Genomic DNA, 20,747 nt, shown 5'->3' on the forward strand with positions numbered 1-20,747 from the left:
TCAGCCTGCGTTGTTGCGAACCTGATCCAGAATGGGGCGCAGATTCTCTAGCGCGTATCCCGCTTTTGTTGTGGCATCCAGAATGTCGTCGGTGCTCATCCGGTCGCATTGACCCAAAGCCCAGACCACCGAACACCGGGTGCCCGAGGCGCAATAGGCCAATACTGGACCGCCGCAGCTTTCGGCCATCTGGCGTTGCTGTGCCACGTTCTCGGGGGTCATTGTCTGATGTGTCAGCTCAAGCACTTCGTATTCCATACCGGCTGCGCGCACCGCCTCACCGATCGCATCGGATTGCATCGTTGACGGAACTTCGACATTCGGTCGGTTGCAAATGACTTTGACGAATCCGGCCTCAGCAATGGATGGAACATCCTCGACCGTGATTTGCGGCGAGACGGCGTAGCGGGGGGTAATTGGTCGAATCTCCATGGCAATTGCTTATGCCGCGTTGGCGGCTCTGTCCAGTTGCGCGCCCAATGTTGGCGCAACGAACATCCCGGCAATCATAGCGATCAGGAACACAATACCACCAACCCCGCCGTAGGTCAGCGAGGCAAGCGCTGGGCCAGGGCACAGCCCGGCAAAACCCCAGCCCATTCCAAACAGAGCGGAACCCAGGATCAGTCGGCGATCAATCGAGGGCGCAGCAGGTTGCGGAAAATGCCCGCCGGTCAGCGGTCGGCGTTTGGTTGTCAGCCGCCAAGCCACCAGCATGGGCAGGATTGCCCCACCCATGACAAAGGCAAGTGTCGGATCCCATTGTCCAAACACATCCAGCCAGCCTTGTACCTTGGTCGTATCGGTCATGCCAGAGATCAGCAGGCCAGCCCCAAACAAAGACCCTGCCAGAAGGGAGATGGCAAAGCGCATCAGATCAGCCCCCACACATGGCGGAACAGCACAAGCGTGACCCCTCCTGCCGTAATGTAGACAAAGGTGGCGACGAGACCGCGCACAGAGAACCGGGAGATCCCGCACACCCCATGCCCGGAGGTGCACCCATTGGCGATACGCGTTCCAAGCCCGACCAAAATGCCAGCAATGATCACGATAACGAGATTGCTGGTCAGATGTGTCTCTGGCAAGGGTGTGAACAGCGGCCGCAATAGCAAGGGCATTCCAACTACGCCCGCCACAAAACCCAGCCGTTCAAGCGTGCGGTCACTGCCGTCAACCAGCCCGCCCAAGATACCGCTTGCCCCCATGACACGACCGTTGCCCAAAAGGTAAACAGCGGCGCCCAATCCGATCAGAAGGCCTCCGCCGAGCCCCCATAGCCATTCGATCTGCATAATTTATCCTTTGTTCCAAAGCCGTTGGCTGCTCAGAGTTTGTTTAGCGGCAGCTTCAAAAACACATCGCCCTTTTCATCGGCTGGCGGCATCTGGCCGGCGCGCATGTTGACCTGCAAAGACGGTAGAATCAGGCGCGGCATGGCAAGCGTTGCATCGCGGGCATCGCGCATTTCAACGAACTCTTCGATCGAGCGGCCCTGACCAATGTGGACATTCAGTGCCTTTTGCTCTCCGACCGTTGTCTCCCAGGCATATTCGTCGCGTCCCGGTGCTTTGTAGTCATGCCCGACGAAGATGCGGGTCTGATCCGGCAGCGACAGAATCTTCTGGATCGACGTGTAAAGCATCTGGGATGATCCGCCGGGAAAGTCACATCGGGCCGTCCCAAAATCCGGCATGAAAAGCGTATCGCCGACAAAAGCGGCATCTCCGATCACATATGTCAGACAGGCCGGTGTGTGACCGGGGGTGTGCAGAACGTCACCGCGCATCTGGCCAACGTGAAAGCTGTCACCCTCGCGGAACAGGGCGTCGAATTGACTGCCATCACGCTGAAACTCAGTGCCTTCGTTAAATATTTTCCCAAAGGTTTCCTGAATGGTGACAATCTGATCACCTATCCCAATTTTGCCGCCCAGTTTCTGTTGCAGATAGGGAGCTGCCGATAAGTGATCGGCATGGACATGGCTTTCTAAGATCCACTCGACCCGCAAATCGTTGTTATGCACGTGGTCGATGATTTTGTCTGCCGAACCAGTGTTCGTGCGGCCAGAGGCGTGGTTAAAATCCAGCACACTGTCGATGATGGCGCAGGCAAGACCCTCAGGCTCTTGCACCAGATAAGAAACAGTAAATGTTTCAGGGTCAAAAAAAGCTTTCACTTTCGGTGTCATTTTGCCCTCCGCTTGCGCAATTCCATTCATATATTGAATTCGGAATATATTGCAATCAACATTGTGTGAATTGATGCTGATCAAAGCAGGTTAGCCCCAATCGGTCTAAAATTTAATCACCTCATGGTTGGGGGCCATCCCGGCCCCGCCGACAAGCGGTTTTCCGCGTGATTTCGGGTTAATTTTAGCAAGTCTTAAAACGGTTACTTAAATCTGAATAATCGGAGGCATTGGGAGGATTAAAATGTCAGCAGTTCATTTATATTCAGAAGCAGAACAGTTGGAGAAAGAGCTTAAAGGCGCCAGCTTGGATACGCGTCTTGCGCTTCAGCCGAATGTCAGCAAAGTAATCGAAAGAATGCGCCAACAAGGGGTTCATGTACCCTCACGCCTTCGGCAGCTTGATGCCGCGTTGTGCGAAGATGCGATGGAAGCGCGCTTTGATAACCTGCCGGTTTAGGTGCTGAAGTTAACCGAAGGAAATTCCCACAATCACGACCATCAGGCCAATCACCGAAAGAAAGAGTGAGGCCAGGTTCCACGGCAATATGCCCTGAACAACGGCGCGTAATTCGTCATCCGTCAGGCCGGACTTGCGCGCCTTCATCACACGCAAAATGCACCAGACAAGGCCAAGAAGCCCCGCAAGCGACAGGGCGGCTCCGCCCCAGGTGATGAATTCGAACATGGTTCCCCACATCTGCGTTTCGCGTTCCGTTGCGCTTAGCGGAAAGGTACCGATCGTACAAGCCCGGGAGGCATTGGGCGCTTGCGGCCCGCGCGGTGGCAATGTATCCGGCGTATTGCCCGCTGTCACAGCATTAGAAATCCACCTCTGGGAGAGACGTATATGGATGACATGACCGAAGATCAGGCCTCTGCCAACTACCGCGTAACCGCAGGAGAACTGCGCCAGTTCATCGAGCGGTTTGAACGTCTGGACGCCGAAAAGAAAGACTTGGCGGAACAGCAAAAAGAGGTGATGGCCGAAGCCAAAGCGCGCGGCTACGATACGAAAGTCATGCGCAAGGTGATCGCGCTGCGCAAGCGCGACAAGGATGACATCGCCGAGGAAGAAGCCGTACTCGAGATGTACAAAGAAGCTCTGGGCATGAGCTGAAGCATTTCATAGCGGGCCTTTCACACGGCGTATCCTTATGTCGCCATGGTGAGAAGGGCCCGAAGTATCACTTACCTGCCCAGTATACGTGCGCCCCATTGCTCCAACCGCTTAGGGTGGGGCTTTTTCATGGTCGAACCCCGCGCGGCGCAATGTCGGGCATTGAATTTAAGGTCTTAGTACCTGAACACCCGGCATGGTTGCCAGACTGGACAAATCTTGTTCGTAAAGTTCGGAAAACGCATCTACGATTTCGTTTGTCCAACCTGGTAGATCCAATTCTTCCTCGATTTGGTCCGCCAGAGCGTGGTCTTCAAATATGCGGTCAAGATTTTCATGAAGATCCGCGTGGTCTTGCGCAGAATCCTCAGCCGTTAAAGCCTGTACTTCGCGTTTTCCGGGGTCATCCAGCAAGGACAGTAACAGGTCGTATTCATCCACCAGTTTGGTGCTTTCGCCCAAGCCGCCGACTGCGCGAATGATTTCACCCCAAATGAATGGCGTATCTTCGTTACTCCACAAAGTGATCTTCATGTTGGGGGCCAGATCCCGAATATCCTCGATCATGCCTATCCAGCTTAAGCAGCTCAGATCGGTGTCACGGTAGATTTCATTTTGGACCTCTTGTGGAAGCGACATCAAAAGTTTGGGGATGAAACTTCCCGGATTTCGTAGTCCCATGAACAACTCGACCTGGTGATCTTCGAAAGCGTGTTCCAGCATAGCCATCCTGCGACCGGCCAGTGGATATAGCTGCCCTTCTTTCAATGCGATGGCGGGTTCGCCAGCAAAATGCCCGCATGAAAATACCGCACGCTGAACAGGTGGGGTGGTAGGTAAAATCTGATTGAGCTTTTGGTATGTGGTCACATCAAAACCACCAGTGTCCAGCTTGTCAAAGGCGGGCCTGAACACTTGCTTGTAGCGCCGAGGACCAAAGGTCGCGACACCGTTTGCCTTCATTGCAACCGAATTTTTTTGCAACGAATTCAGCAGACGCCCTTCGTCGGTAAAAGCCGCCCCCGCGTGAATCGCTACCTGCATATTTGTTTCTTTTCCGTGGTTTTTTACCTTAATTGCCGGGTTACAGTCTGTGCCTAGCGCAGTCAAACGCAAGCCAACGTGGTGAGCTGGTTCTGTGGAGAAGCAGGAAAAGTGTCATTCCCTGAGTAAAGATGAAAATATGGACTTGCAGTCCGATACAAGAGAAAGTAATCGACATCAGGCGCCCCTATAGCTCAGCTGGTAGAGCAACTGATTTGTAATCAGTAGGTCCGCGGTTCGAGTCCGTGTGGGGGCACCACCAAATCCTGTAAAACTTTTGAATTACAATGTGTTGGGGTTTTATGTGGGTTTCTGGTTTATCAAAAAACCCACTCGTGAATCACAGTGCGCAATACAGTTCGATCTCAAACTCTGATCACGAAAAGCACACACCAGTTGCTATCGTCCATGGATCTAGAACTTGCATAGGTCGTATCGCGGAACCTTAACAGAGTTCCTCATCTATTTCTTATTCTTTGGCTTAAACGTGAGGGAAGCATTTGTACTGGGTCGTACAGAATACGCGAAGATTTCTTTTTGCTTCCAAGAATTTATCTTGCCGTACCGGTTGCTAGGCGTGACTGAAGCAAGCGCCACGACGTCTTTCGTATAGACGATGTCTGACAAAATGCAGCCTTTTTAAAAAGGATCATTTGGAAGCCTGCCAGCAGCAGAAGGCTGAAGTGTATCAGCCCTCGCTGCCAATGGGGGTGTTCTTATTCTTCGATGCTCAGAGTAATACGAACCTTCACCCAAACATGTTAATCCAGCGGATCACCATTGGGGACAAGCAGATCATCAACAGAACTGGCATCATACACATGGCCATCACAGCAGACATTTGCACAGGCAAGCGGTTGGCTTTTTCCTGAGCACGGAGTTCGCGGTCCAGACGCATGTCAGTGGCAAATCTACGCAACGAAGCGGAAATGCTGGTGCCGTATTGATTGGATTGCAGCAGAGCATTTGCGAAGGAATTGACCTCTTCAATGCCGACGCGTTCCGCCATATCCATAAAGGCAGCCTGCCGTTCCTTGCCGGCTTGCAGTTCCAGTTGAAGTATCGTGAACTCTTGCGAAATTTCCGGTGCAGCACGCGCCATCTCATGCGATACACGCACCATAGCGGCATCAAACCCCAAACCAGCCTCTATTGCTACCTGCAAAAGGTCCAGCGCATTCGGAAGACTGTGTTCAATCGCTTGGCGGCGCTTTTTAATTTTGTACCGCAACCAGAGGGCTGGACCGTAGAAGCCGACCACCATGAGCACAGTGACAATCTGCAACGCGTTGATCCAGGTGATACCCTGCAAAAGATGGGCAATCCCAAGCTGAACCTGAGTTTCCAGCGGCAAGGCCAATGCCACAACGAAGGCGGCTGGGAGCACGAACCCCAAAACCACACGGAACAAATAAAAAGAGCGGATAGCGTGTTTACGCTGAATACCAGCTTGCTTTAGCAGTCTTCCAATTCGGGAACGTTCGCGTTTCGACGAAGGCACAAATGCCTTGAGTAAACCGTGCGGGTCACTGTTATCCCCTTGAATAAGGTCAAAATCTGCTCCGTGGCCACGGGAAGCCGACCCGACACGCATCCGGCGCGCAGCCGTGTCATCGGTTGCGGCCATGCCAGAGATGCCGAAAAACACAAAGAACACACTAACGGCGATGCCGCCCAGCACGAGATATTGAATGGGAAGGTCTTGGCCGTTCAGAAGGTTTTGAAAAAATTCCATTTTTACGCTCCCGCTCAGAACTTGAACTTGACGAGTCGTCTAAGGATTAGGCCCTGCGCAATCGTCAGTCCGATGATCGCTGACGCAAAGTAGGGAAACAGCGGATCACTTCGGATGTCACCATAGAACGAAGGCGTAGACAGCTCGATCGAGAAGTAGATGAACAGCGGTAGGATCGTCAGAATAAGGCTGCTCAATCGTCCTTCGGCCGAGATTGCCTTGATCTTTTTCTGCATGGTTTGCCGATCTCTGATGACCTGCGAAAGAATGCTCAGGATACGGGCGAGGTTGCCGCCGGTTCCGTGTTGAATGCCGATACTGACGGCAAGATAATTCGCGTCCTCGGTGCCGACCCGTTTGGCAAAATCCCTAAACGCCGTTGCTACATCGTCCCCATAGTTGATCTGGTCCTGGATGATGCCAAATTCCGAGCCTATTGGATCCGGCAAATCTGATGCCACATTTCCAACCGTCACTGCGACAGGATGGCCAACTTTCAGACCTCGAGCCATCAGGTCCAACGCATCCGGCAATTGCTTCGTCAGCTTGTTGGATCTGGCTTCCTTCATTGCAACCAAGGCAAACAGCGACAGGGTCACGGCCAGAACGGAGCCAAGCAACAGAGCAAGTTCCGGAGCGAGGAAACGGGATGCAGCAACAAAGAGCACCGCGGCGAAGAATGCTATGGCAAAGACAACCGGGATCGGCCCGATTGTCAGCCCGGCCTGAACAAGCAAGCGGCGAAAACGCACGATCAAACCGGGCTTCTTGCCGGACCCTACCATTGCAGGATCACGCAGCAGCTGAAGTACCTCGTCCGTCGAAGCCCCGCCCTGGATCATTTTCATGCGCCGGTTTCTGGCCTCGTTGAAGGACTCGTTGCGCAGGAAAAGCTGCTGCAAGCCCTCATAGACCATCAGTATTCCGAGAAAGATCGAAATATATACAAGGATGTTCAGTGTGTTTGGCTGCAGATCAATCATGACGCCGCCGCTCCGTGAATGAACATGTTGGTATCTACATCGACACCTGCGGCGATCAGTTGATCAAAACATTTTGGTCGAATGCCGGTTGGCAAAAATTCTCCCAAGACCTGACCGTTCTCGGACTTGCCGCGACGTTTGAAAACAAAGATGTCCTGCATGGTGATCGTGTCATCCTCCATTCCGGTAATTTCCGAAATACTGACGACTCTGCGTGTGCCGTCGCTCAGGCGGCTAAGCTGGAGAACGATCTGAATGGCAGAAGAAATCTGGGACCGGATGGTTCTGACGGGCAGGTCCGCCCCAAGCATAGTGACCATCTGCTCGACCCGGCTTAATGCATCGCGCGCCGAGTTCGCGTGAACGGTCGTCATAGACCCGTCATGACCTGTGTTCATGGCCTGAAGCATATCAAAACACTCTGAACCACGAACCTCACCGACGATGATGCGGTCGGGCCTCATCCGCAGGGCATTGCGAACCAGATCGCGTTGGGTGATTACACCTTGACCTTCGGCATTGGCAGGTCGCGTTTCCAGGCGCACGACATGAGTTTGCTGAAGTTGAAGTTCTGCAGCATCCTCGATTGTGACAATTCGCTGCCTGCCATCGATAAACGATGACACGGCATTCAGCATGGTGGTTTTTCCTGACCCTGTGCCGCCGGAAATAAGGATGTTCAGTCTTGCCTCGACAAGCGCTTCAAGGAGCTTGGCTGCTTGGTCATTCATGCTTTCCTGATTAACAAGTTTACTCATTGTCAATGGGTTGCGTGAAAACTTGCGGATTGACAGGGCTGGGCCATCGACGGAACACGGTCGAATAATCGCGTTGACGCGGCTGCCGTCTTCCAGGCGCGCATCGACCCAAGGTTGCGACTCGTCTATGCGCCGACCGACTTTACTTACGATCTTGTCGATAATCCGCAGCAAGTGACGTTCGTCGCGAAAGCGGACGGTGGATTGCTCCAGAAGGCCAAAGCGTTCGACGTAAACCTTATCATACGAGTTTACGAGAATGTCGTTGATGGTGGGGTCTTCAAGCAGCGGCTCCAGAGGTCCAAGGCCCATAACCTCGTGGATGAGTTCATCAACAAGAGCCGTGAAAGCCTCGGATCGCATGTGCATTTGCTCGGCTTCGATCAGGCCATTAACCAAAGACGCGATCTGGCGTTTCAGTTCTGATCGCTCGACCTTGTCAATAACTGAAAGATTGAGCCGGTCCAGAAGTTCACCATGCAAGCGGCTTTTGAGTTCCAGATGCGCCTGCAGATCTGCGTCTACAGCTTCAGGAGCCGCCTTGGATTTGGAAGGCTTTTCAATCGGTCGTTCCAACGTCAGTACATTTGATTTGGAAGCGGCCTTGCGTGATCTGAATTCGTTGAACACGGTGATCTCCTTTTATGCTTTCTTCGCGGCCACTTGCTGCATGTCAGCCGACACGGCAGCAGCCAATTTCGCCAAGGCCTTTCCAAGGTCCGATTGCGGTTTCATGTCCACAACGGGCCTTCCAAGATCCACGGAATTTCGGGCAATTTTCGGATTGTCTGGAATCCAGTGTTTTAAACTGGTTTCCAAGACCTTCTCGGCCTCTCGCACATGCGAGGGCTTGATCAAGGTCTTCCGCTCTCGGTTGACGATGACCTCAACCGGAAGGCCGACGTTGGCCTCGCGGTAGAAATCGATCAATCGCCGTGCCTGCCGCACGCAGGGAACAGTGGTATCCGTAACCAAAGCCAACTGGGCGGCACGTTTGAAAATGGGTTCAACCCAGTCGACAACCGCGCAGGGCAGATCGATGATGATAAAATCGTAGCGTCTTTGCAGCAGGTCCAGCATACCTTCGATCAGATCAGGCCGCATCGATTGCAGGGGAACCATCGGAGCGGGCGCGCATAGTACATCTACGCCCAGCGCGTGTACCTGCATTATTGAGGACATAAAGTGGTCGTCAGGAGTTTCTGAGCTTTCAATGAGTTGAAGAACGCCGCCATTGTCCTCGACATCCAGAAACACATTCGCGTTTCCGAACTGAAGATCAAAATCCAAAAGCGCGACACGGTTTTTTACGGACTTCTTGAAAAAAGTTCCCTTACCACCAACAAGGGAGCACGCAAGGTTGACGGCAACAGTGGATGCACCGATGCCGCCACGTGATTTTGCGACAGGGATCACTTTGCCCAAGGCCGCAGTGCCACTCGCGAATGCTGTCTGTGAAACCGCGCGTGCGCCAATTTTCTCGCTGATAACAGCTTTCAGTTCTTCGGGATCTATCGACAGAGGCAGGACTTCGTCGATGCCGATTTTCTGCAACTCTCGTGCTTTGGATATCGATAGATCGTTCTGGGTCAGAGCGACAAACAAAGTGTCGTTGTCCCTGTGCGCCAGGATACCCTCGACCGCCTGGATTTCCCCCATGTCATCAGGGTTGATTTCAAAGATTACCAGATCATGCTTGAACGCAAGTTCTATCGCGGTTCCGTTCAATGCCTGAAACGAAGTCCCATTATCGGTGACTTTGTTGTCCGCATCAGCGGGAAAGACATCTTCAACCAGCCGTGCAATTTCCTCGTTTTGCGATACGAGCATAATTGTTTGCGATTTCAGTGTGGTAATGGTGTGATCCCTCATCCTGACTCTCCTAGTGCAAGGTCTTCAGCAGGCAGCGAGACGCTGAAATTCGAGTATCCGGCTGTCGAAGAAATTGTGCTGTTTGTCGCGCCCGCGGCGTTTGCCAGCGCGGCCAGCGGTGACGTGAATTGAAAATTGTTCAGGTTCAATTCAACTGTGACCATAGGTGTGTAAGGGCCACCCAGGAAACCCAGATTGGGGTTGAAATCATAATGAAATTGCAAGCTGTCTATCGTCGTGCCAGGCGGCAAAAGCGGGCTGACACGGGTCCAAATTTCCGAGGCGGTGGCATTGGTCGCGACACCCGAGCAAGGGAGCGTTTGCGGGTCTTCGCACACGCCGACCGAGGCGCTGCAAGCTGTGCCAAAACGGGGTGACGACGGGGAATTGCCGCGCAGGTGTGTCGTGGGTACTCCGGCGCATGCAGGAGGCCGAACGATTGCAATACGTGCAGCAAGCTGTGAGGCTTTTTGAGCGTTCGCAATGCTGTAGGACATGCGGCCGAAATCCAGTAGCGACATGAAAAGAAATAGAAAAAGGGAAACGACAATGGCAAATTCAACAAGGACACCGCCGTCTTGATCCCAACGGATTTGCTTTGCCGAGCGGCGCAGTTGCGCGAGGATATGGAACCGTTTTTTCATTGTCCGAAGATCCGCGTAGTGTCAGTGACGTCGGTTGTCACCGATGAAAGCCCACTGCCGAACAGTGAAAGTATGCTGCCCATCGGAAATTGAATGGTGACATTCGCCGAGACCGTCCCGACAGGGGCTGGGTCAATTCGATAGGTGCCGGAAACACAGGTTAGGCTGGGTGTTACTGAATTGACTGTAACGCTTGGCGGGAACAGAGTTTTGCCATCGGTAAGGACCCTGTCATCCTCGACGATGGTTTTCAAAGTTGTGGCAAGCCCGGTTACGGAGCCGCCCGAGGCGCAAATATCTGAGGGCGTCACTCTGGCCAGATAACGGCTGGCGTCCCGAACACCTGCGATGACCGCTTGATATGACCACACCAGCCGCGCGGATTCCAATGTCACCGCCAGCATCAGCAGCATGAGTGGCATGACCAACCCAAATTCTACAAGGATTGCGCCGTCAGTACTCTTGGTGAAACGTTTGAGCGCGGTAGTGAGGAGAGTTTTCATGGTCTTACACTCCCTCACCGATACAACTGAACGACGTCGCGAAAGATACCGCCAAATCCGTTGCCACCACTGCCAACACCAGAGACGTCTGGGAAGCCTACGATTTCGCCGTGGATATCAAAGCTGGGGGGCGTCGAACCGTTGCCTCCTACGGGTTCGGTCAGGAACACAGAGACAAATTTTGTAACGGGGACATCCGTTGTCTTGCCAGAAATAGGGGTTTTCGAACAATCGACACCTGCTGCGGTCACAACGCGCCGTGCTGGATCAGTGGACATCTTATTGGAACACATCGGCCGCCCGGTTTCGGAAAGTGAAGGGTCCAGGATTGCCGGCGCATTTGGATTGCTGTTTCCATAGGCGATTTCGCGCAGATACATTCCGTAGCGCGTATCTGCATAGATCGCATCCGATCCAGTCAATGGGGGCAGGTGGCCAGCGCTGCCTACTCCGTCTGCAAAACCATCAGCAAGGTCGTGGTTCCTGTTGAGATACCCTTGACGATCCCAGCTGCCGTCACCGAACCGGTTGTTGCCACCGCAGGTGCCATTAGTCATGCAAGTGTCGCGGCCAAGGGCCATGGTATCGGAGGTGAATTGCTCATTACCTTGGATGCACGCGCCGCCACCGTTACTTTCAATCCCTTTGATGACGTTGGGAGCCGGAGCATAAATTGCTTTGTTCTTGTCCCCATTGAGTGTGGCTTGGAAAATATCGAAGCGAACATTGAATGCTGGGGTGGTAATGCCTTCCTTTTGTCCCGGTTCGGTGGTGAACCCGTTGGTCAGGATGCATTGGGTAATATTGGCCTGCGCCGCGATAAGGCATGCCAATTCGTTGCCCTTTTCATTTGCACACACACCGTCGTCAAGGTCTCCGAAATGTTCCAGGTCGATAAAGCCGAAGTTGCCTGGACCCCAGGCGGTATCATTACCGCCGCTGCGCAGCAGAATCTGGTCACCAATAGTAAGAGTAGACTCCCAGCTCGGCGGTAGGCAGAACATCAATGGTGAAATGTCACACGCCGCTTTGGAATATCCAGCTACAGCTTCGGGCGAGACACTGGCTGCCGAAATGCCGCTTCCGCCAAGCAGTTGGTCCAGAGCGGAAGCAAGATTCATGCTTACGGATTTAGGCGTCAGCACGACCTGCGCAAACTTAGCTTCGCGCGGATCTGTTGTTACATCCCCGCCCAGAGGAATTGTATCTGAAATAGACGGGTTGTTTTTGTCATATGGCAGTGCAGAATGAAACGAAAGCGTGTAATCTGTTGTGCCCGAAAGCGTTTTGGACGCGTTTGCAAAAGTTTGACTGTCAGTGATTAAATTTGCGGCAGCATTGGTCGCCCGAGTGATTGAATCCGGTTGCCCGTCCAGTTCAGCAGCTGCCGCCAAAGCCACGTTGTCCGCAAAAGATTGAAGCTCGGCATGGGTCGCGTTCAGTCGACCAACATCCAGTGTGATGGCGAAGAAACCAAGAAACGCTACAAATGCCGTGCCCCAGAGGATTGCGACCGTGCCGCCTTCGTCCCGCGCAAAAAGTGATATGTTTGCTTTCTGATCCATGGCCAAGACTTACTGTGCAGTGTTCTGGCTGATTTCGATCGGGCGGGCTTTCGGCTTGGTACCCGAGCTGCCAACTGCTGGCGCAAGATTGGCATCCGTCTGATTGCTGGAATCCACCTTGGGTGCTGCTTCAACTTCCGTCGTGTCGCCGGTTGCACGGGGGGTCCTCTGAATAGTGACGACCTCGGATTCTGTGCCGCGGTTCAAACGCACGGTCGGTTGCGCGTCAACTTTTTCAACCGGGCCTTCTTCCTGCAGAAGATCGCGCAGACGAACCATTTCCATAGGCTCATCTTCGACACCGTCCAGGGTTCTGAGAGTAAGGCTCAGCGTTCCGGCCTTTTGCGCCAAGGCCAATCGCTGACCTTGCTGTGGGGTCACTTCCACTGTGATTGTGCGAGCAATCTCAGGTTGATCGCTCAACTCTTCAGACTGCTGATCAACACCAATCACACGGATTTTCTGCAAAATAGTTACAGCGCGCAGATCCATCTTTGCGCCTTGGGTTAGTACAATATCCACCCAGTCGCCCGGAGTAACAAACCCGCCGACCGCCGTTACAGCATCAACTTCGATTGCCATGGCGCGAGTGTTTTCACCCAGCTTTTGGACCAGCGTAACCTTTTCGCCAAAGTTTGAAACTTTAGAAAGCAGCATCACTTCGCCGGGGTAAAACCGCCCCTTGGCGCGGCGAAGTTGACGGCTATTTTCTGGAACAAGAACTTCTATTTCCGTGAAGTGTCCTGTGGGCAGGGCCTCGCGCGGCCAAAGATGAGTTGTGACGTGATGCGTTTCAATCGTCTGGCCGAAGGCGATTTCCGATCGCGCGACATAGATTTCTACCAAATCTGCGTTCGAAGACGGCGCTGGCGCGGTCGAACTAAACTGAATGTGATCTTTCGCCAGGAATACAGAGCCTGAAGCAATCGCAATTCCAAATAGCGTGGTAATAACTGGTCTGATACGCATCTCTGTCTCCAAAAGTTACGCTCAGAAAATTCGAAACTTCCGTACCTATGATTTCGAAAATCCCGGCGGTGTATTCTGCGCCGGTGCACTGTTGCGGCGGCGCAGAATTTTGTTGTGGTTCGCCAAATGCGAATTGGTGATAGTTCAGCAGGGGTTGGTGGTGTTCAGAGCGTTACACGCGCCAGAAACGTTGTTAGCTGTTTCAGTACCCAAGAAGCTGAACGCACCTACTGCAATTGACGCGACAACCAAAAGCGCGAGGCCATATTCAACAATTGCCGCACCGCTTTCTTCTTTGACGAACTTCTTCATAAATTTGGTCATGTTTCCCCCGAAAGGTTAAATGGAAATCAACGCTGCGTTTCGTAGCAGCGCAAGCCAGGCATTTCGCATTAGCTCTGAAATAACGGTAGCGATGCTGGAATCGGCTGCCTTCCGTTAAAAATGGCAATAATACAATCTAAACATGTTTTTATTGCCGAGCGATACCGTTAAAGGATTTCAAAATAAACCGTGCATTAACAAGGTCTTAATGTTTGGGCGAATCGCTCGACGCGGAAACAGTGGTGTGGAAAGGTGGTGTATTGTGCTCAAATTAGGTATAAAAATGGAATGGGGTTTTGATGCTTGAGGCACATTGAGAAAAGGGTGCAATGTCACAGGTTTGTATAAAAAAATGTTAAAAAACAATATCTTGCAAACTGATGAGTGAACATTCTCTGAACGATTGATCTAATCTTCGGCCTCAAAACCTGTTGCTCAATGCAAGATGCCCAACCAAGTTTGTAATCGCGGTGGGGGTCGCGTTTGTAAGCCCGGCTAAGTTTGGTTTGTTGGGTTCGTTGGTAGAGTAATGAGTGTCAGTTTTTCAAAGAGCGCTCGCGCGCAAAATAGCCTTAATTTCGTAATGGAGTGGACGCACGCTTTAACTAGCAGCGGCTCTATTCCCTGCGCATTAAATACACTAATGCAATTAATTAATGCCGATGCTGCATTAATTGCCCGAACACTGAAACGTGAGCGGCAGATAAAATACGTTTTTCGGTGTTGCCGCCAGGAGGGAAAAGTTTGGCCCTCTCAGCCCCAATCCCATTTAGATCGTATTTTGGGTGATTACACTGCAACGGCAAAGGCCGGATCAGTTTGGCAACTATCGGATACCATGGCCGCTGACGAGACAACGGCCTCTCCCCGTTTAGGGAGCAATCCGAGTGGGGCAGTCGAGGTAATCGTCATTCCTCTTGAGTCGGCCACAGGACATCTGGATCATTTAGAACTGCATTACAGACATCAGCCCACACAACTAGACCTGGACTTGTTGAACCTGATGTCGTTAACGCTGGCTTGTTGTTGGAGCAAGCGTACACCCGGTTCAATCTCGTCGAATTTGGACAAGGGTCGCAAGCACCTGCTTAGAGAAGTTCAGGACAATGACTATGTCCCAGTGTTGGATCCTCAAAATCCGGCAGGTCTCAGCAGGTGCGAGTTTCGAATTTGTGCTATGATGAAAGAAGGAATGACTGTCAAAAAGGTTTCGGAGGCGCTGACTGTTTGTCCAACGACCGTTCGTTCGCACCTGAGCTCGATATTCTCGAAGACGGACGTTTCAAATCAAGTTGAGCTGTTGCATCTGCTGAACCGTCAGGCTGCATAAGGCTTGGGGGCCGCCGGTTCGTAACTCGCGCGATTTGGCTAACTTGGTGACGCGCTCGGCCTCGGCAAAAGGTAGAACGCGGGCCTTGCGCAATCGGATCACCGTTGTCCGCTCGGCAGCCGGGTGGTTAGGGGGCGCCGGGGCCATCCCCTCAAGCATGATCGCAAATGTAAGCGCATTTGCAATCGCCTTGCATTTCAGGGGCTGTACAGCAACTCAGAGCATTATCCGCAAAATGGCGACAACTTTAACTAAACATGAACATTGTGTTCTCGCGATATTCAACTGGTGTGGCGCATACTCATCTGGTTGAGGCTGGACAGATAACATTACTTGGCTCACTGGAAGGTGAACGCATGATTAAGTCTGCCAATAAAAATGCTATGAACAAAGCCCCCGTACGCATGAAGCCATCGTGTTCCACCGCGCACAGGGAATTATCTAACTCTGGGGGGACAGGTTTGGGGCGGTTCCCGCCGGTCGAAATTGCCCTGATGGACATCGTAAAGAACAAGCGGCTTCACAGGGCAAAAAGGACGTCTGAATCAACGTCATGACGTCTGCGGTTTTCCCGGATCACGTCCTGCTCGGGAAAACAAAATGGGAAAGCCCGCTCTAACAAGAGCGGGCTTTTTTGCTGCTGAAAATTCAGATTTCTATCTAGTGGTTTCATCCAGATGATCGAAGGGCTAGCAACGGCGGCACCGTCCTAGCCCTCACAATTTGCCGAAAGAATGTTTGGTTAGCTTTTGCTTGTCAGCTCTTCTTCTGTTTCCCCTTCAGAGGGCTGGTCATCTTCGACTGGATCGATGCTGACATCATCATCATCATCATCATCGTCGTCTTCATCGTCATACGGATCGCCAAGCGCGGTTTTGACTGCATCATCATCGGGGTTCGAGTCACGCACAGCGTCAAGAACTTTGTCCTGCTGTTTTTCCGCGACGATGTCGTCCTCAGAGAAGTCGCCTTTGTATTGATCCAAAAGGTTTTCTTCCGCTTGGTGTACAGCTTCAGCGGCTGCCAATTGATCTTCGGTCGGGCGGTCAATCGGATTACCGTCTTCGTCTGTGGTTATGTCGTGTGCATCTTTAACCGCCTGCGCGTTGTCCAAGGTTTCGGGGTCTGTTGTACCCGGGTTGGCTTCCTCGTTGTCGAGAATTTCTTCGGCTTCCTCCAGGGACATAGGGGCGTTATCCAGGTAATCCAGCGCTTCGTTGATATCCTTCACGTCTTGCGGGCTCAGCGTGTTGTCTTCCCCCATGATGTGATTGAAATCGGCGTCCGCAACAGCAAGACCCGCCGCAAGGCTGACTGGCCCCGTTCCCTTCATGTACTGACCATTGGCGATATGGGCGAGCTTTGCCTTTGCGCTTGACTTTATTGCGCCATTCAGTTTGCCGAGGTTGCGTGGCTCAAGCGTCCCATAATCGTAGGCTGTTGTTGCCCTGACACGGGGGCGTGGGGATTGTTTTACAGAAGCCTTTTTCGTGCCGCCTGTGGTGGCCAGTGACTTGTTGTGTTTTGCAGAGCTACTGAAGCTTTTTCGTTGTTTCCCTTTGCTGCCGCTAAACAAACCTTTGAGAGAGAATCTACCATTAGAAGACGCCCCTTTTTGGCCAGAGGACTTGCTCCCAGATTTTCCTACCCCCTTACTGCGACCTTTTCCGGGTGCGTCCGATCCCACGCTCTTACCCTTGCCTTTATCAGCACTGCTGCCGCCATTGCCGTTTCCTCCGCCTTTGCCGCCGGAGTTTCCATTGCCTTGTCCGCCGCCATTACCTTTCCCCCCACCATTTCCTTTACCTTCCTTGGCGTATGCGACATCCGGGAACGAGAAAGCTGCGACAATTGCAGTAGATCCCAGCAAAGCAATTGCGATAGCGGAGGCTTTCAAAAGGCCGGTCGTTTGAGTTTTCATGGCGGTCCTCGTGGGTTAAGTGCGATTTTCGCCTGACGACACATGTTGTCGCGCTTAGGGTAATTGCATGAACGCGTGTGTCGGAATCAGGAACCAACCAACAAATTAAAGCCCATTATCGTTGAACCTGCGACGAACCGACCGTTCATCGTAAGTTCACCTCAAAATCTGTAGATTTAGGACACAATTACGCAGTATTGAGTACGGAGAATGAGAACGCTCGTAATTATCGCCTTTCTGTTTACCTTTCTCCAGATTGGAGAAGGGCACGCTGCTGTGCGCGAGCTGAAACAATCTGAATTGCGACAAGCGACCGCTTCAGGTGGTGCCATTCGGTTAAAGAAAGTGCTCAGAGGCGTTGAGAGAGTTTTCGGTGGGAAACCGGTTGATGCGCGCGCTTTCGAGACCGACAAGGTTTATTATCGCATCCTGGTCAAGAAACCCAATGGGAAGATCGTAAGTGTCATCGTTAACGCCAAAACTGGTGTGGTGGTGCCAAACCGTTCAAAAGTTGGGCGCCAGATTTCCAATGCGGCCCGGTCCAATCCGGGCAATGCTACCAAGACCAGCGCTCAAGGAAAATCCAATGCCCAGGGGAAGAATTCCAACAACGGAAATCAGGGCGGCAATGGTAACAGCGGCGGTAATTCCGGCGGAAAGGGCGGCAGCAACGGCGGTGGGAATGGTGGCGGCAATAGCGGCGGAAACGGTGGCGGAAACGGTGGCGGCAACGGTGGAGGAAACGGTGGCGGAAACGGTGGCGGTGGCGGCAACGGCGGTGGCGGCAATGGCGGTGGCGGCAATGGCGGTGGCAAAAAATAAGGGTTAGACTATTTTCCGTAGGCTAGTAGAAACGAAATATGAGAGTCTTACTCGCTGAAGATGAACCGCACCTTTGCGAGCAGATCAAGAGACTGCTGAACGCTGAAGGTCGAGTGGTCGATATCGTCAATAATGGTACCGATGCTCAGCATTTGGGGGCCACCGAACCATATGACATGATCATCCTTGATCTTGGTCTGCCGGAACGGGACGGTATTTCTGTTTTGCGCGATTGGCGAAGCGCAGGAATAAAGACGCCTGTCTTGATCCTAACTGCCCGTGATGGCTGGAGCGAACGAGTGGACGGGCTGGACGCCGGCGCAGATGATTACATGACCAAACCGTTTCATCTGCCGGAACTGGCGGCACGCGTCCGTGCCATACTGCGCCGCCAAAGTGGGCAGCTGAATCCTGTAATTGAGATGGGCAACGTTATCCTTGATACTCGCAATGGGCGGGTGACTGTTGATGGCGTTCCAGTTGATTTAACCGCCCAGGAAATTGCAGTTCTAACTTATCTGGCCCACAACGCCGGTCGCTTGATACCTAGAACCGAACTTTCAGAGCATATCTACGAGTATGACGGTGATCGAGATTCGAATACTATCGCGGTTTTCATAAACCGCCTGCGCAACAAACTGGGGCCTGACCTGATAAGAACAGTGCGTGGTCGTGGATATATGATCGATTCAGTCTGATGTTGTCACTGCGACAGCGGGCTTTGCTCGGCGGTATCGCGTCCGGGGCCTTGTCAGTTGGTTTGGGCACTCTGGCTGTATTTTCTTTCATCGACGCCCGAGTCTCTAATCGTTTTGATGCTGCCCTGCTGGACCGTCACACTCAGCTTGTAGTGGGGCTTAGTGTCACGACCCAGGACCCGGCTGCTTTGCAAGACCTTATGTTCGACCCCGCTTACAGCACTCCGTACTCTGGCAGATACTGGCAGGTCTCCAATGGTGAAGGGGAGATATTCACGTCCTCGTCTCTGTTTGACGAGATAATCGCGGAACCCCCAGACGCCTCTGAAAACGCGTTGCTTTGGAATACTTCGGGTCCTGAGGGTGAAAGGATCCGCAGCGTGTATCAGACAATCACCTTCGAAGACGGTACCGAGTGGGGCGTCAGTGTCGCCGAAAGCCAAGCGCTATTGGTCAATGAAAGGCGGGCAGCACAGCGCAGTCTTCTTCCGGTGTTTGGTATGGTCGGTCTGTTCGGTGTAGCTACTTCTTTGATGTTGATGTCAGCCATCCTGGGGCCTCTGCGAAAATTGCGCACGGATGTAGCTCATCGTTGGGATTCAGATGATGACCTGAAACCAGAGGATTACCCGGACGAAGTGGCTCCTTTGGTGGATGACTTAAATCAGCTTTTGCGTCGAAATCGGGACATTGTGTCCGGCTCGCGTAGGCAAGCTGCTGATCTGGCGCATGCTTTGAAAACCCCAGCCACGATCCTCAGAAATGAACTGCAATCTTTGTCGCAGACCGGAGTCGCCACAAACATCGCGGATGAAGCTTTGGATCGGATCGACGCTCAACTCGGGCGATCACTCGCTCGGATCAGGGCGCTAAACACGGCTGAGTTAACGCATTCGCGTACGGATATTTCACACTCTGTCGAACGGCTCGCACGGTTGTTTTCAACGATTGCCGAGAGAGAGGGCAAAAAGCTGGAGGTTAACAGCGAACCCGAACTTTGGGTGCGCATGGATACGCAGGATATCGAAGAAGTTCTCGGAAACTTGTTGGATAATGCGGTCAAATGGTGTCGCGGCAGAGTTAGACTGACTGCCAACCGTCAGGAAGACTGTGTCGAGATTTGTATAGAAGATGACGGCCCGGGCATACCGGAGGACGCAATGCGCGAAGCATTGCGTTCCGGTGGGCGGCTTGACACATCGGTAAGCGGTAGCGGATTGGGGCTGGCAATTGCAGTTGACCTACTCAGCGCTTACGGCGCGCTTTTTGACCTGCAAAAGTCTACCTCTCTTGGTGGGTTAAAAGGTCGGGTAGTAATTCCAACCAAGTCGAAGCAGTGACGGTTCAGAACGCTAGGTGACTCATTGTCTGGAATCTGTGCGTGCCAGAAGTCGAAGACAATCTTAACCTAGTTTGTTGGGCAGGTTTTTTAGCTCAGCGGAAATGTTTGAGTTTGTTTTTCAATGCGGAACGTACATTGCTTGATCAAGGCGACACCGACAGCCTCAAAGAAGGCTTGGGTGATATCCCGGAGAGAAACATGAGTAAGCCTGTATCCAAGGTCACGGCGTAGGGGCTTAGCGTCTGCAGCTGCAGAAGGGACATTCCAGTCGAATAGGCGGTCGTTTAACTCAACAGAATGGTGTTGCCGAATAAGTACAGGCTTGATGGTTCTGTAATTTTTTGAACGAACTCAACCCAGTCCGGCCCATATATCCGTTCGAAGGCGTCGGGATACATCCACACAAGATTGTGGTACGTAAAGGTGGTCATCAAAACGCCAAGTGTGCTTGCGCTCGCGAATTCCTTTTGTTTTTCCTTGAGGAACATCGAAACAATAATACCTGCCATGCCCGCCAGTCCAACACCAATGAAGTCTTGAATGCCTGGTTGGCCATTTTCCGGGATGCCAACCAATTGAGACTGAAAGTAACGTGTCAGAAAAACGATGAACACACCCAGGAGAAATGCGCCAAGGAATGCTCCGGGATAGGCCAGGCGTACCAAGAAACTCTCGGTTTTGGGCGGAGGGGCACTGCAGGCGGCTTCTGCCACGCGCTGATTTATTCCTGCGATTCGATCTTGAAAAGACTTCTGCTCAATGCTCATGACGAAACAAATTTGACGTAAATGACTGTTCCCCGAAACTTAAACTCAAACCGGGAATTTGCAAGCGCATCACAACTTTTGCGTGCGGCTCCAAGGCTTCAATTGGCAATTTGAGGTGAATAGGCGGCACGTGAACGATTCCTGTTGTGATGGGTCCAA

The 20,747-nt window shown here is 52.5% G+C and carries 23 protein-coding genes and 1 tRNA gene; 7 read left to right on the forward strand and 17 right to left on the reverse strand.

Features of this window, described 5'->3' with window-relative positions; all coding sequences use genetic code 11:
• From ACR0IY_RS14590 to ACR0IY_RS14605, 4 genes are read right to left on the reverse strand one after another with little or no spacing between them, the layout of a single operon-like run.
• A complete protein-coding gene (locus ACR0IY_RS14590) occupies positions 1 to 432 on the reverse strand; it encodes a protein tyrosine phosphatase family protein (RefSeq protein ID WP_480674494.1) in 432 nt (143 codons plus the stop codon).
• Positions 433 to 441: 9 nt separating this feature from the next.
• Positions 442 to 873, reverse strand: coding sequence for a DUF6691 family protein (locus ACR0IY_RS14595; protein ID WP_480674495.1), 432 nt, complete (start codon positions 871 to 873; stop codon positions 442 to 444).
• Positions 873 to 1,295, reverse strand: a complete 423-nt coding sequence (locus ACR0IY_RS14600) for a YeeE/YedE family protein (RefSeq protein WP_480674497.1) — start codon at positions 1,293 to 1,295, stop codon at positions 873 to 875. Before ACR0IY_RS14600 ends, ACR0IY_RS14595 begins: the two co-directional genes overlap by 1 nt.
• Positions 1,296 to 1,327: 32 nt before the next feature.
• Complete coding sequence (locus ACR0IY_RS14605) at positions 1,328 to 2,191, reverse strand: MBL fold metallo-hydrolase (RefSeq protein ID WP_480674499.1); 864 nt, start codon at positions 2,189 to 2,191, stop codon at positions 1,328 to 1,330.
• A 244-nt stretch (positions 2,192 to 2,435) separates the two neighbouring features.
• On the opposite strand from ACR0IY_RS14605, the gene ACR0IY_RS14610 reads away from it, so the two are divergent.
• Positions 2,436 to 2,651 (forward strand): hypothetical protein, encoded by a 216-nt coding sequence (locus ACR0IY_RS14610; protein ID WP_480674501.1) that lies wholly within the window; start codon positions 2,436 to 2,438, stop codon positions 2,649 to 2,651.
• A gap of 9 nt (positions 2,652 to 2,660) precedes the next feature.
• Here ACR0IY_RS14610 and ACR0IY_RS14615 read toward each other — a convergent pair whose 3' ends face one another.
• Positions 2,661 to 2,879, reverse strand: a complete 219-nt coding sequence (locus ACR0IY_RS14615; protein ID WP_480674564.1) for a hypothetical protein — start codon at positions 2,877 to 2,879, stop codon at positions 2,661 to 2,663.
• A 162-nt stretch (positions 2,880 to 3,041) separates the two neighbouring features.
• Between ACR0IY_RS14615 and ACR0IY_RS14620 the strand changes: the two genes are divergently transcribed.
• Positions 3,042 to 3,311: a DUF2312 domain-containing protein gene (locus ACR0IY_RS14620; protein WP_170445087.1), complete on the forward strand. Its 270-nt coding sequence runs from the start codon at positions 3,042 to 3,044 to the stop codon at positions 3,309 to 3,311.
• Positions 3,312 to 3,479: 168 nt separating this feature from the next.
• Here ACR0IY_RS14620 and ACR0IY_RS14625 read toward each other — a convergent pair whose 3' ends face one another.
• Entirely contained in the window at positions 3,480 to 4,355 is an 876-nt protein-coding gene (locus tag ACR0IY_RS14625; protein WP_480674503.1) for a hypothetical protein, read from the reverse strand.
• Between the two features lie 183 nt (positions 4,356 to 4,538).
• Between ACR0IY_RS14625 and ACR0IY_RS14630 the strand changes: the two genes are divergently transcribed.
• Positions 4,539 to 4,614, forward strand: a tRNA-Thr gene (locus ACR0IY_RS14630).
• 489 nt (positions 4,615 to 5,103) lie between these two features.
• Here ACR0IY_RS14630 and ACR0IY_RS14635 read toward each other — a convergent pair.
• The 9 genes from ACR0IY_RS14635 to ACR0IY_RS14675 all read right to left on the reverse strand — a co-directional run bounded on the left by ACR0IY_RS14635 (position 5,104) and on the right by ACR0IY_RS14675 (position 13,708).
• Complete coding sequence (locus ACR0IY_RS14635; protein WP_480674505.1) at positions 5,104 to 6,090, reverse strand: type II secretion system F family protein; 987 nt, start codon at positions 6,088 to 6,090, stop codon at positions 5,104 to 5,106.
• Between the two features lie 14 nt (positions 6,091 to 6,104).
• The gene (locus ACR0IY_RS14640) at positions 6,105 to 7,073 is read right to left on the reverse strand and encodes a type II secretion system F family protein (RefSeq protein WP_480674507.1); all 969 of its coding nucleotides are present in this window, start codon (positions 7,071 to 7,073) and stop codon (positions 6,105 to 6,107) included.
• Entirely contained in the window at positions 7,070 to 8,461 is a 1,392-nt protein-coding gene (locus ACR0IY_RS14645; RefSeq protein ID WP_480674509.1) for a TadA family conjugal transfer-associated ATPase, read from the reverse strand. Before ACR0IY_RS14645 ends, ACR0IY_RS14640 begins: the two co-directional genes overlap by 4 nt.
• A gap of 12 nt (positions 8,462 to 8,473) precedes the next feature.
• Entirely contained in the window at positions 8,474 to 9,703 is a 1,230-nt protein-coding gene (locus ACR0IY_RS14650) for a P-loop NTPase (RefSeq protein WP_480674511.1), read from the reverse strand.
• The gene (locus ACR0IY_RS14655; protein ID WP_480674513.1) at positions 9,700 to 10,347 is read right to left on the reverse strand and encodes a TadE/TadG family type IV pilus assembly protein; all 648 of its coding nucleotides are present in this window, start codon (positions 10,345 to 10,347) and stop codon (positions 9,700 to 9,702) included. The genes ACR0IY_RS14650 and ACR0IY_RS14655 overlap by 4 nt, the downstream gene beginning before the upstream one ends.
• Positions 10,344 to 10,850, reverse strand: a complete 507-nt coding sequence (locus ACR0IY_RS14660) for a TadE/TadG family type IV pilus assembly protein (protein ID WP_480674515.1) — start codon at positions 10,848 to 10,850, stop codon at positions 10,344 to 10,346. The genes ACR0IY_RS14655 and ACR0IY_RS14660 overlap by 4 nt, the downstream gene beginning before the upstream one ends.
• Before the next feature lie 14 nt (positions 10,851 to 10,864).
• Entirely contained in the window at positions 10,865 to 12,415 is a 1,551-nt protein-coding gene (locus ACR0IY_RS14665; protein ID WP_480674517.1) for a TadE/TadG family type IV pilus assembly protein, read from the reverse strand.
• 9 nt (positions 12,416 to 12,424) lie between these two features.
• Positions 12,425 to 13,384 carry a Flp pilus assembly protein CpaB gene (cpaB, locus tag ACR0IY_RS14670; RefSeq protein ID WP_480674519.1) on the reverse strand — a complete coding sequence of 320 codons (960 nt, stop codon included), beginning with the start codon at positions 13,382 to 13,384 and terminating at the stop codon, positions 12,425 to 12,427.
• Positions 13,385 to 13,528: 144 nt separating this feature from the next.
• Positions 13,529 to 13,708: a Flp family type IVb pilin gene (locus tag ACR0IY_RS14675; protein WP_480674521.1), complete on the reverse strand. Its 180-nt coding sequence runs from the start codon at positions 13,706 to 13,708 to the stop codon at positions 13,529 to 13,531.
• A 529-nt stretch (positions 13,709 to 14,237) separates the two neighbouring features.
• Between ACR0IY_RS14675 and ACR0IY_RS14680 the strand changes: the two genes are divergently transcribed.
• Positions 14,238 to 15,038: a helix-turn-helix transcriptional regulator gene (locus tag ACR0IY_RS14680; protein ID WP_480674523.1), complete on the forward strand. Its 801-nt coding sequence runs from the start codon at positions 14,238 to 14,240 to the stop codon at positions 15,036 to 15,038.
• Positions 15,039 to 15,780: 742 nt separating this feature from the next.
• Here ACR0IY_RS14680 and ACR0IY_RS14685 read toward each other — a convergent pair.
• A complete protein-coding gene (locus tag ACR0IY_RS14685) occupies positions 15,781 to 16,959 on the reverse strand; it encodes a hypothetical protein (RefSeq protein WP_480674525.1) in 1,179 nt (392 codons plus the stop codon).
• 210 nt (positions 16,960 to 17,169) lie between these two features.
• Between ACR0IY_RS14685 and ACR0IY_RS14690 the strand changes: the two genes are divergently transcribed.
• The 3 genes from ACR0IY_RS14690 to ACR0IY_RS14700 are packed head-to-tail and all read left to right on the forward strand — an operon-like array spanning position 17,170 to position 19,819.
• Complete coding sequence (locus ACR0IY_RS14690) at positions 17,170 to 17,781, forward strand: PepSY domain-containing protein (RefSeq protein WP_480674526.1); 612 nt, start codon at positions 17,170 to 17,172, stop codon at positions 17,779 to 17,781.
• A gap of 38 nt (positions 17,782 to 17,819) precedes the next feature.
• Complete coding sequence (locus ACR0IY_RS14695; protein ID WP_480674528.1) at positions 17,820 to 18,479, forward strand: response regulator; 660 nt, start codon at positions 17,820 to 17,822, stop codon at positions 18,477 to 18,479.
• Positions 18,479 to 19,819 (forward strand): sensor histidine kinase, encoded by a 1,341-nt coding sequence (locus ACR0IY_RS14700; RefSeq protein WP_480674530.1) that lies wholly within the window; start codon positions 18,479 to 18,481, stop codon positions 19,817 to 19,819. The genes ACR0IY_RS14695 and ACR0IY_RS14700 overlap by 1 nt, the downstream gene beginning before the upstream one ends.
• A gap of 286 nt (positions 19,820 to 20,105) precedes the next feature.
• Here the strand turns inward: ACR0IY_RS14700 and ACR0IY_RS14705 are convergent, their stop codons facing one another.
• Entirely contained in the window at positions 20,106 to 20,588 is a 483-nt protein-coding gene (locus tag ACR0IY_RS14705; RefSeq protein WP_480674532.1) for a hypothetical protein, read from the reverse strand.
• Positions 20,589 to 20,747 lie beyond the last annotated feature (159 nt).

This window comes from Ruegeria sp. BC1, assembly GCF_056539305.1.

What these genes read in the sequence shown, in the direction of transcription:
- ACR0IY_RS14590 (WP_480674494.1), bottom strand. Translation starts at nt 432, where the DNA reads ATGGAGATTCGACCAATTACCCCCCGCTACGCCGTCTCGCCGCAAATC.
- ACR0IY_RS14595 (WP_480674495.1), bottom strand. Translation starts at nt 873, where the DNA reads ATGCGCTTTGCCATCTCCCTTCTGGCAGGGTCTTTGTTTGGGGCTGGC.
- ACR0IY_RS14600 (WP_480674497.1), bottom strand. Translation starts at nt 1,295, where the DNA reads ATGCAGATCGAATGGCTATGGGGGCTCGGCGGAGGCCTTCTGATCGGA.
- ACR0IY_RS14605 (WP_480674499.1), bottom strand. Translation starts at nt 2,191, where the DNA reads ATGACACCGAAAGTGAAAGCTTTTTTTGACCCTGAAACATTTACTGTT.
- ACR0IY_RS14610 (WP_480674501.1), top strand. Translation starts at nt 2,436, where the DNA reads ATGTCAGCAGTTCATTTATATTCAGAAGCAGAACAGTTGGAGAAAGAG.
- ACR0IY_RS14615 (WP_480674564.1), bottom strand. Translation starts at nt 2,879, where the DNA reads ATGTTCGAATTCATCACCTGGGGCGGAGCCGCCCTGTCGCTTGCGGGG.
- ACR0IY_RS14620 (WP_170445087.1), top strand. Translation starts at nt 3,042, where the DNA reads ATGGATGACATGACCGAAGATCAGGCCTCTGCCAACTACCGCGTAACC.
- ACR0IY_RS14625 (WP_480674503.1), bottom strand. Translation starts at nt 4,355, where the DNA reads ATGCAGGTAGCGATTCACGCGGGGGCGGCTTTTACCGACGAAGGGCGT.
- ACR0IY_RS14635 (WP_480674505.1), bottom strand. Translation starts at nt 6,090, where the DNA reads ATGGAATTTTTTCAAAACCTTCTGAACGGCCAAGACCTTCCCATTCAA.
- ACR0IY_RS14640 (WP_480674507.1), bottom strand. Translation starts at nt 7,073, where the DNA reads ATGATTGATCTGCAGCCAAACACACTGAACATCCTTGTATATATTTCG.
- ACR0IY_RS14650 (WP_480674511.1), bottom strand. Translation starts at nt 9,703, where the DNA reads ATGAGGGATCACACCATTACCACACTGAAATCGCAAACAATTATGCTC.
- ACR0IY_RS14655 (WP_480674513.1), bottom strand. Translation starts at nt 10,347, where the DNA reads ATGAAAAAACGGTTCCATATCCTCGCGCAACTGCGCCGCTCGGCAAAG.
- ACR0IY_RS14660 (WP_480674515.1), bottom strand. Translation starts at nt 10,850, where the DNA reads ATGAAAACTCTCCTCACTACCGCGCTCAAACGTTTCACCAAGAGTACT.
- ACR0IY_RS14665 (WP_480674517.1), bottom strand. Translation starts at nt 12,415, where the DNA reads ATGGATCAGAAAGCAAACATATCACTTTTTGCGCGGGACGAAGGCGGC.
- cpaB (WP_480674519.1), bottom strand. Translation starts at nt 13,384, where the DNA reads ATGCGTATCAGACCAGTTATTACCACGCTATTTGGAATTGCGATTGCT.
- ACR0IY_RS14675 (WP_480674521.1), bottom strand. Translation starts at nt 13,708, where the DNA reads ATGACCAAATTTATGAAGAAGTTCGTCAAAGAAGAAAGCGGTGCGGCA.
- ACR0IY_RS14680 (WP_480674523.1), top strand. Translation starts at nt 14,238, where the DNA reads ATGAGTGTCAGTTTTTCAAAGAGCGCTCGCGCGCAAAATAGCCTTAAT.
- ACR0IY_RS14685 (WP_480674525.1), bottom strand. Translation starts at nt 16,959, where the DNA reads ATGAAAACTCAAACGACCGGCCTTTTGAAAGCCTCCGCTATCGCAATT.
- ACR0IY_RS14690 (WP_480674526.1), top strand. Translation starts at nt 17,170, where the DNA reads ATGAGAACGCTCGTAATTATCGCCTTTCTGTTTACCTTTCTCCAGATT.
- ACR0IY_RS14695 (WP_480674528.1), top strand. Translation starts at nt 17,820, where the DNA reads ATGAGAGTCTTACTCGCTGAAGATGAACCGCACCTTTGCGAGCAGATC.
- ACR0IY_RS14700 (WP_480674530.1), top strand. Translation starts at nt 18,479, where the DNA reads ATGTTGTCACTGCGACAGCGGGCTTTGCTCGGCGGTATCGCGTCCGGG.
- ACR0IY_RS14705 (WP_480674532.1), bottom strand. Translation starts at nt 20,588, where the DNA reads ATGAGCATTGAGCAGAAGTCTTTTCAAGATCGAATCGCAGGAATAAAT.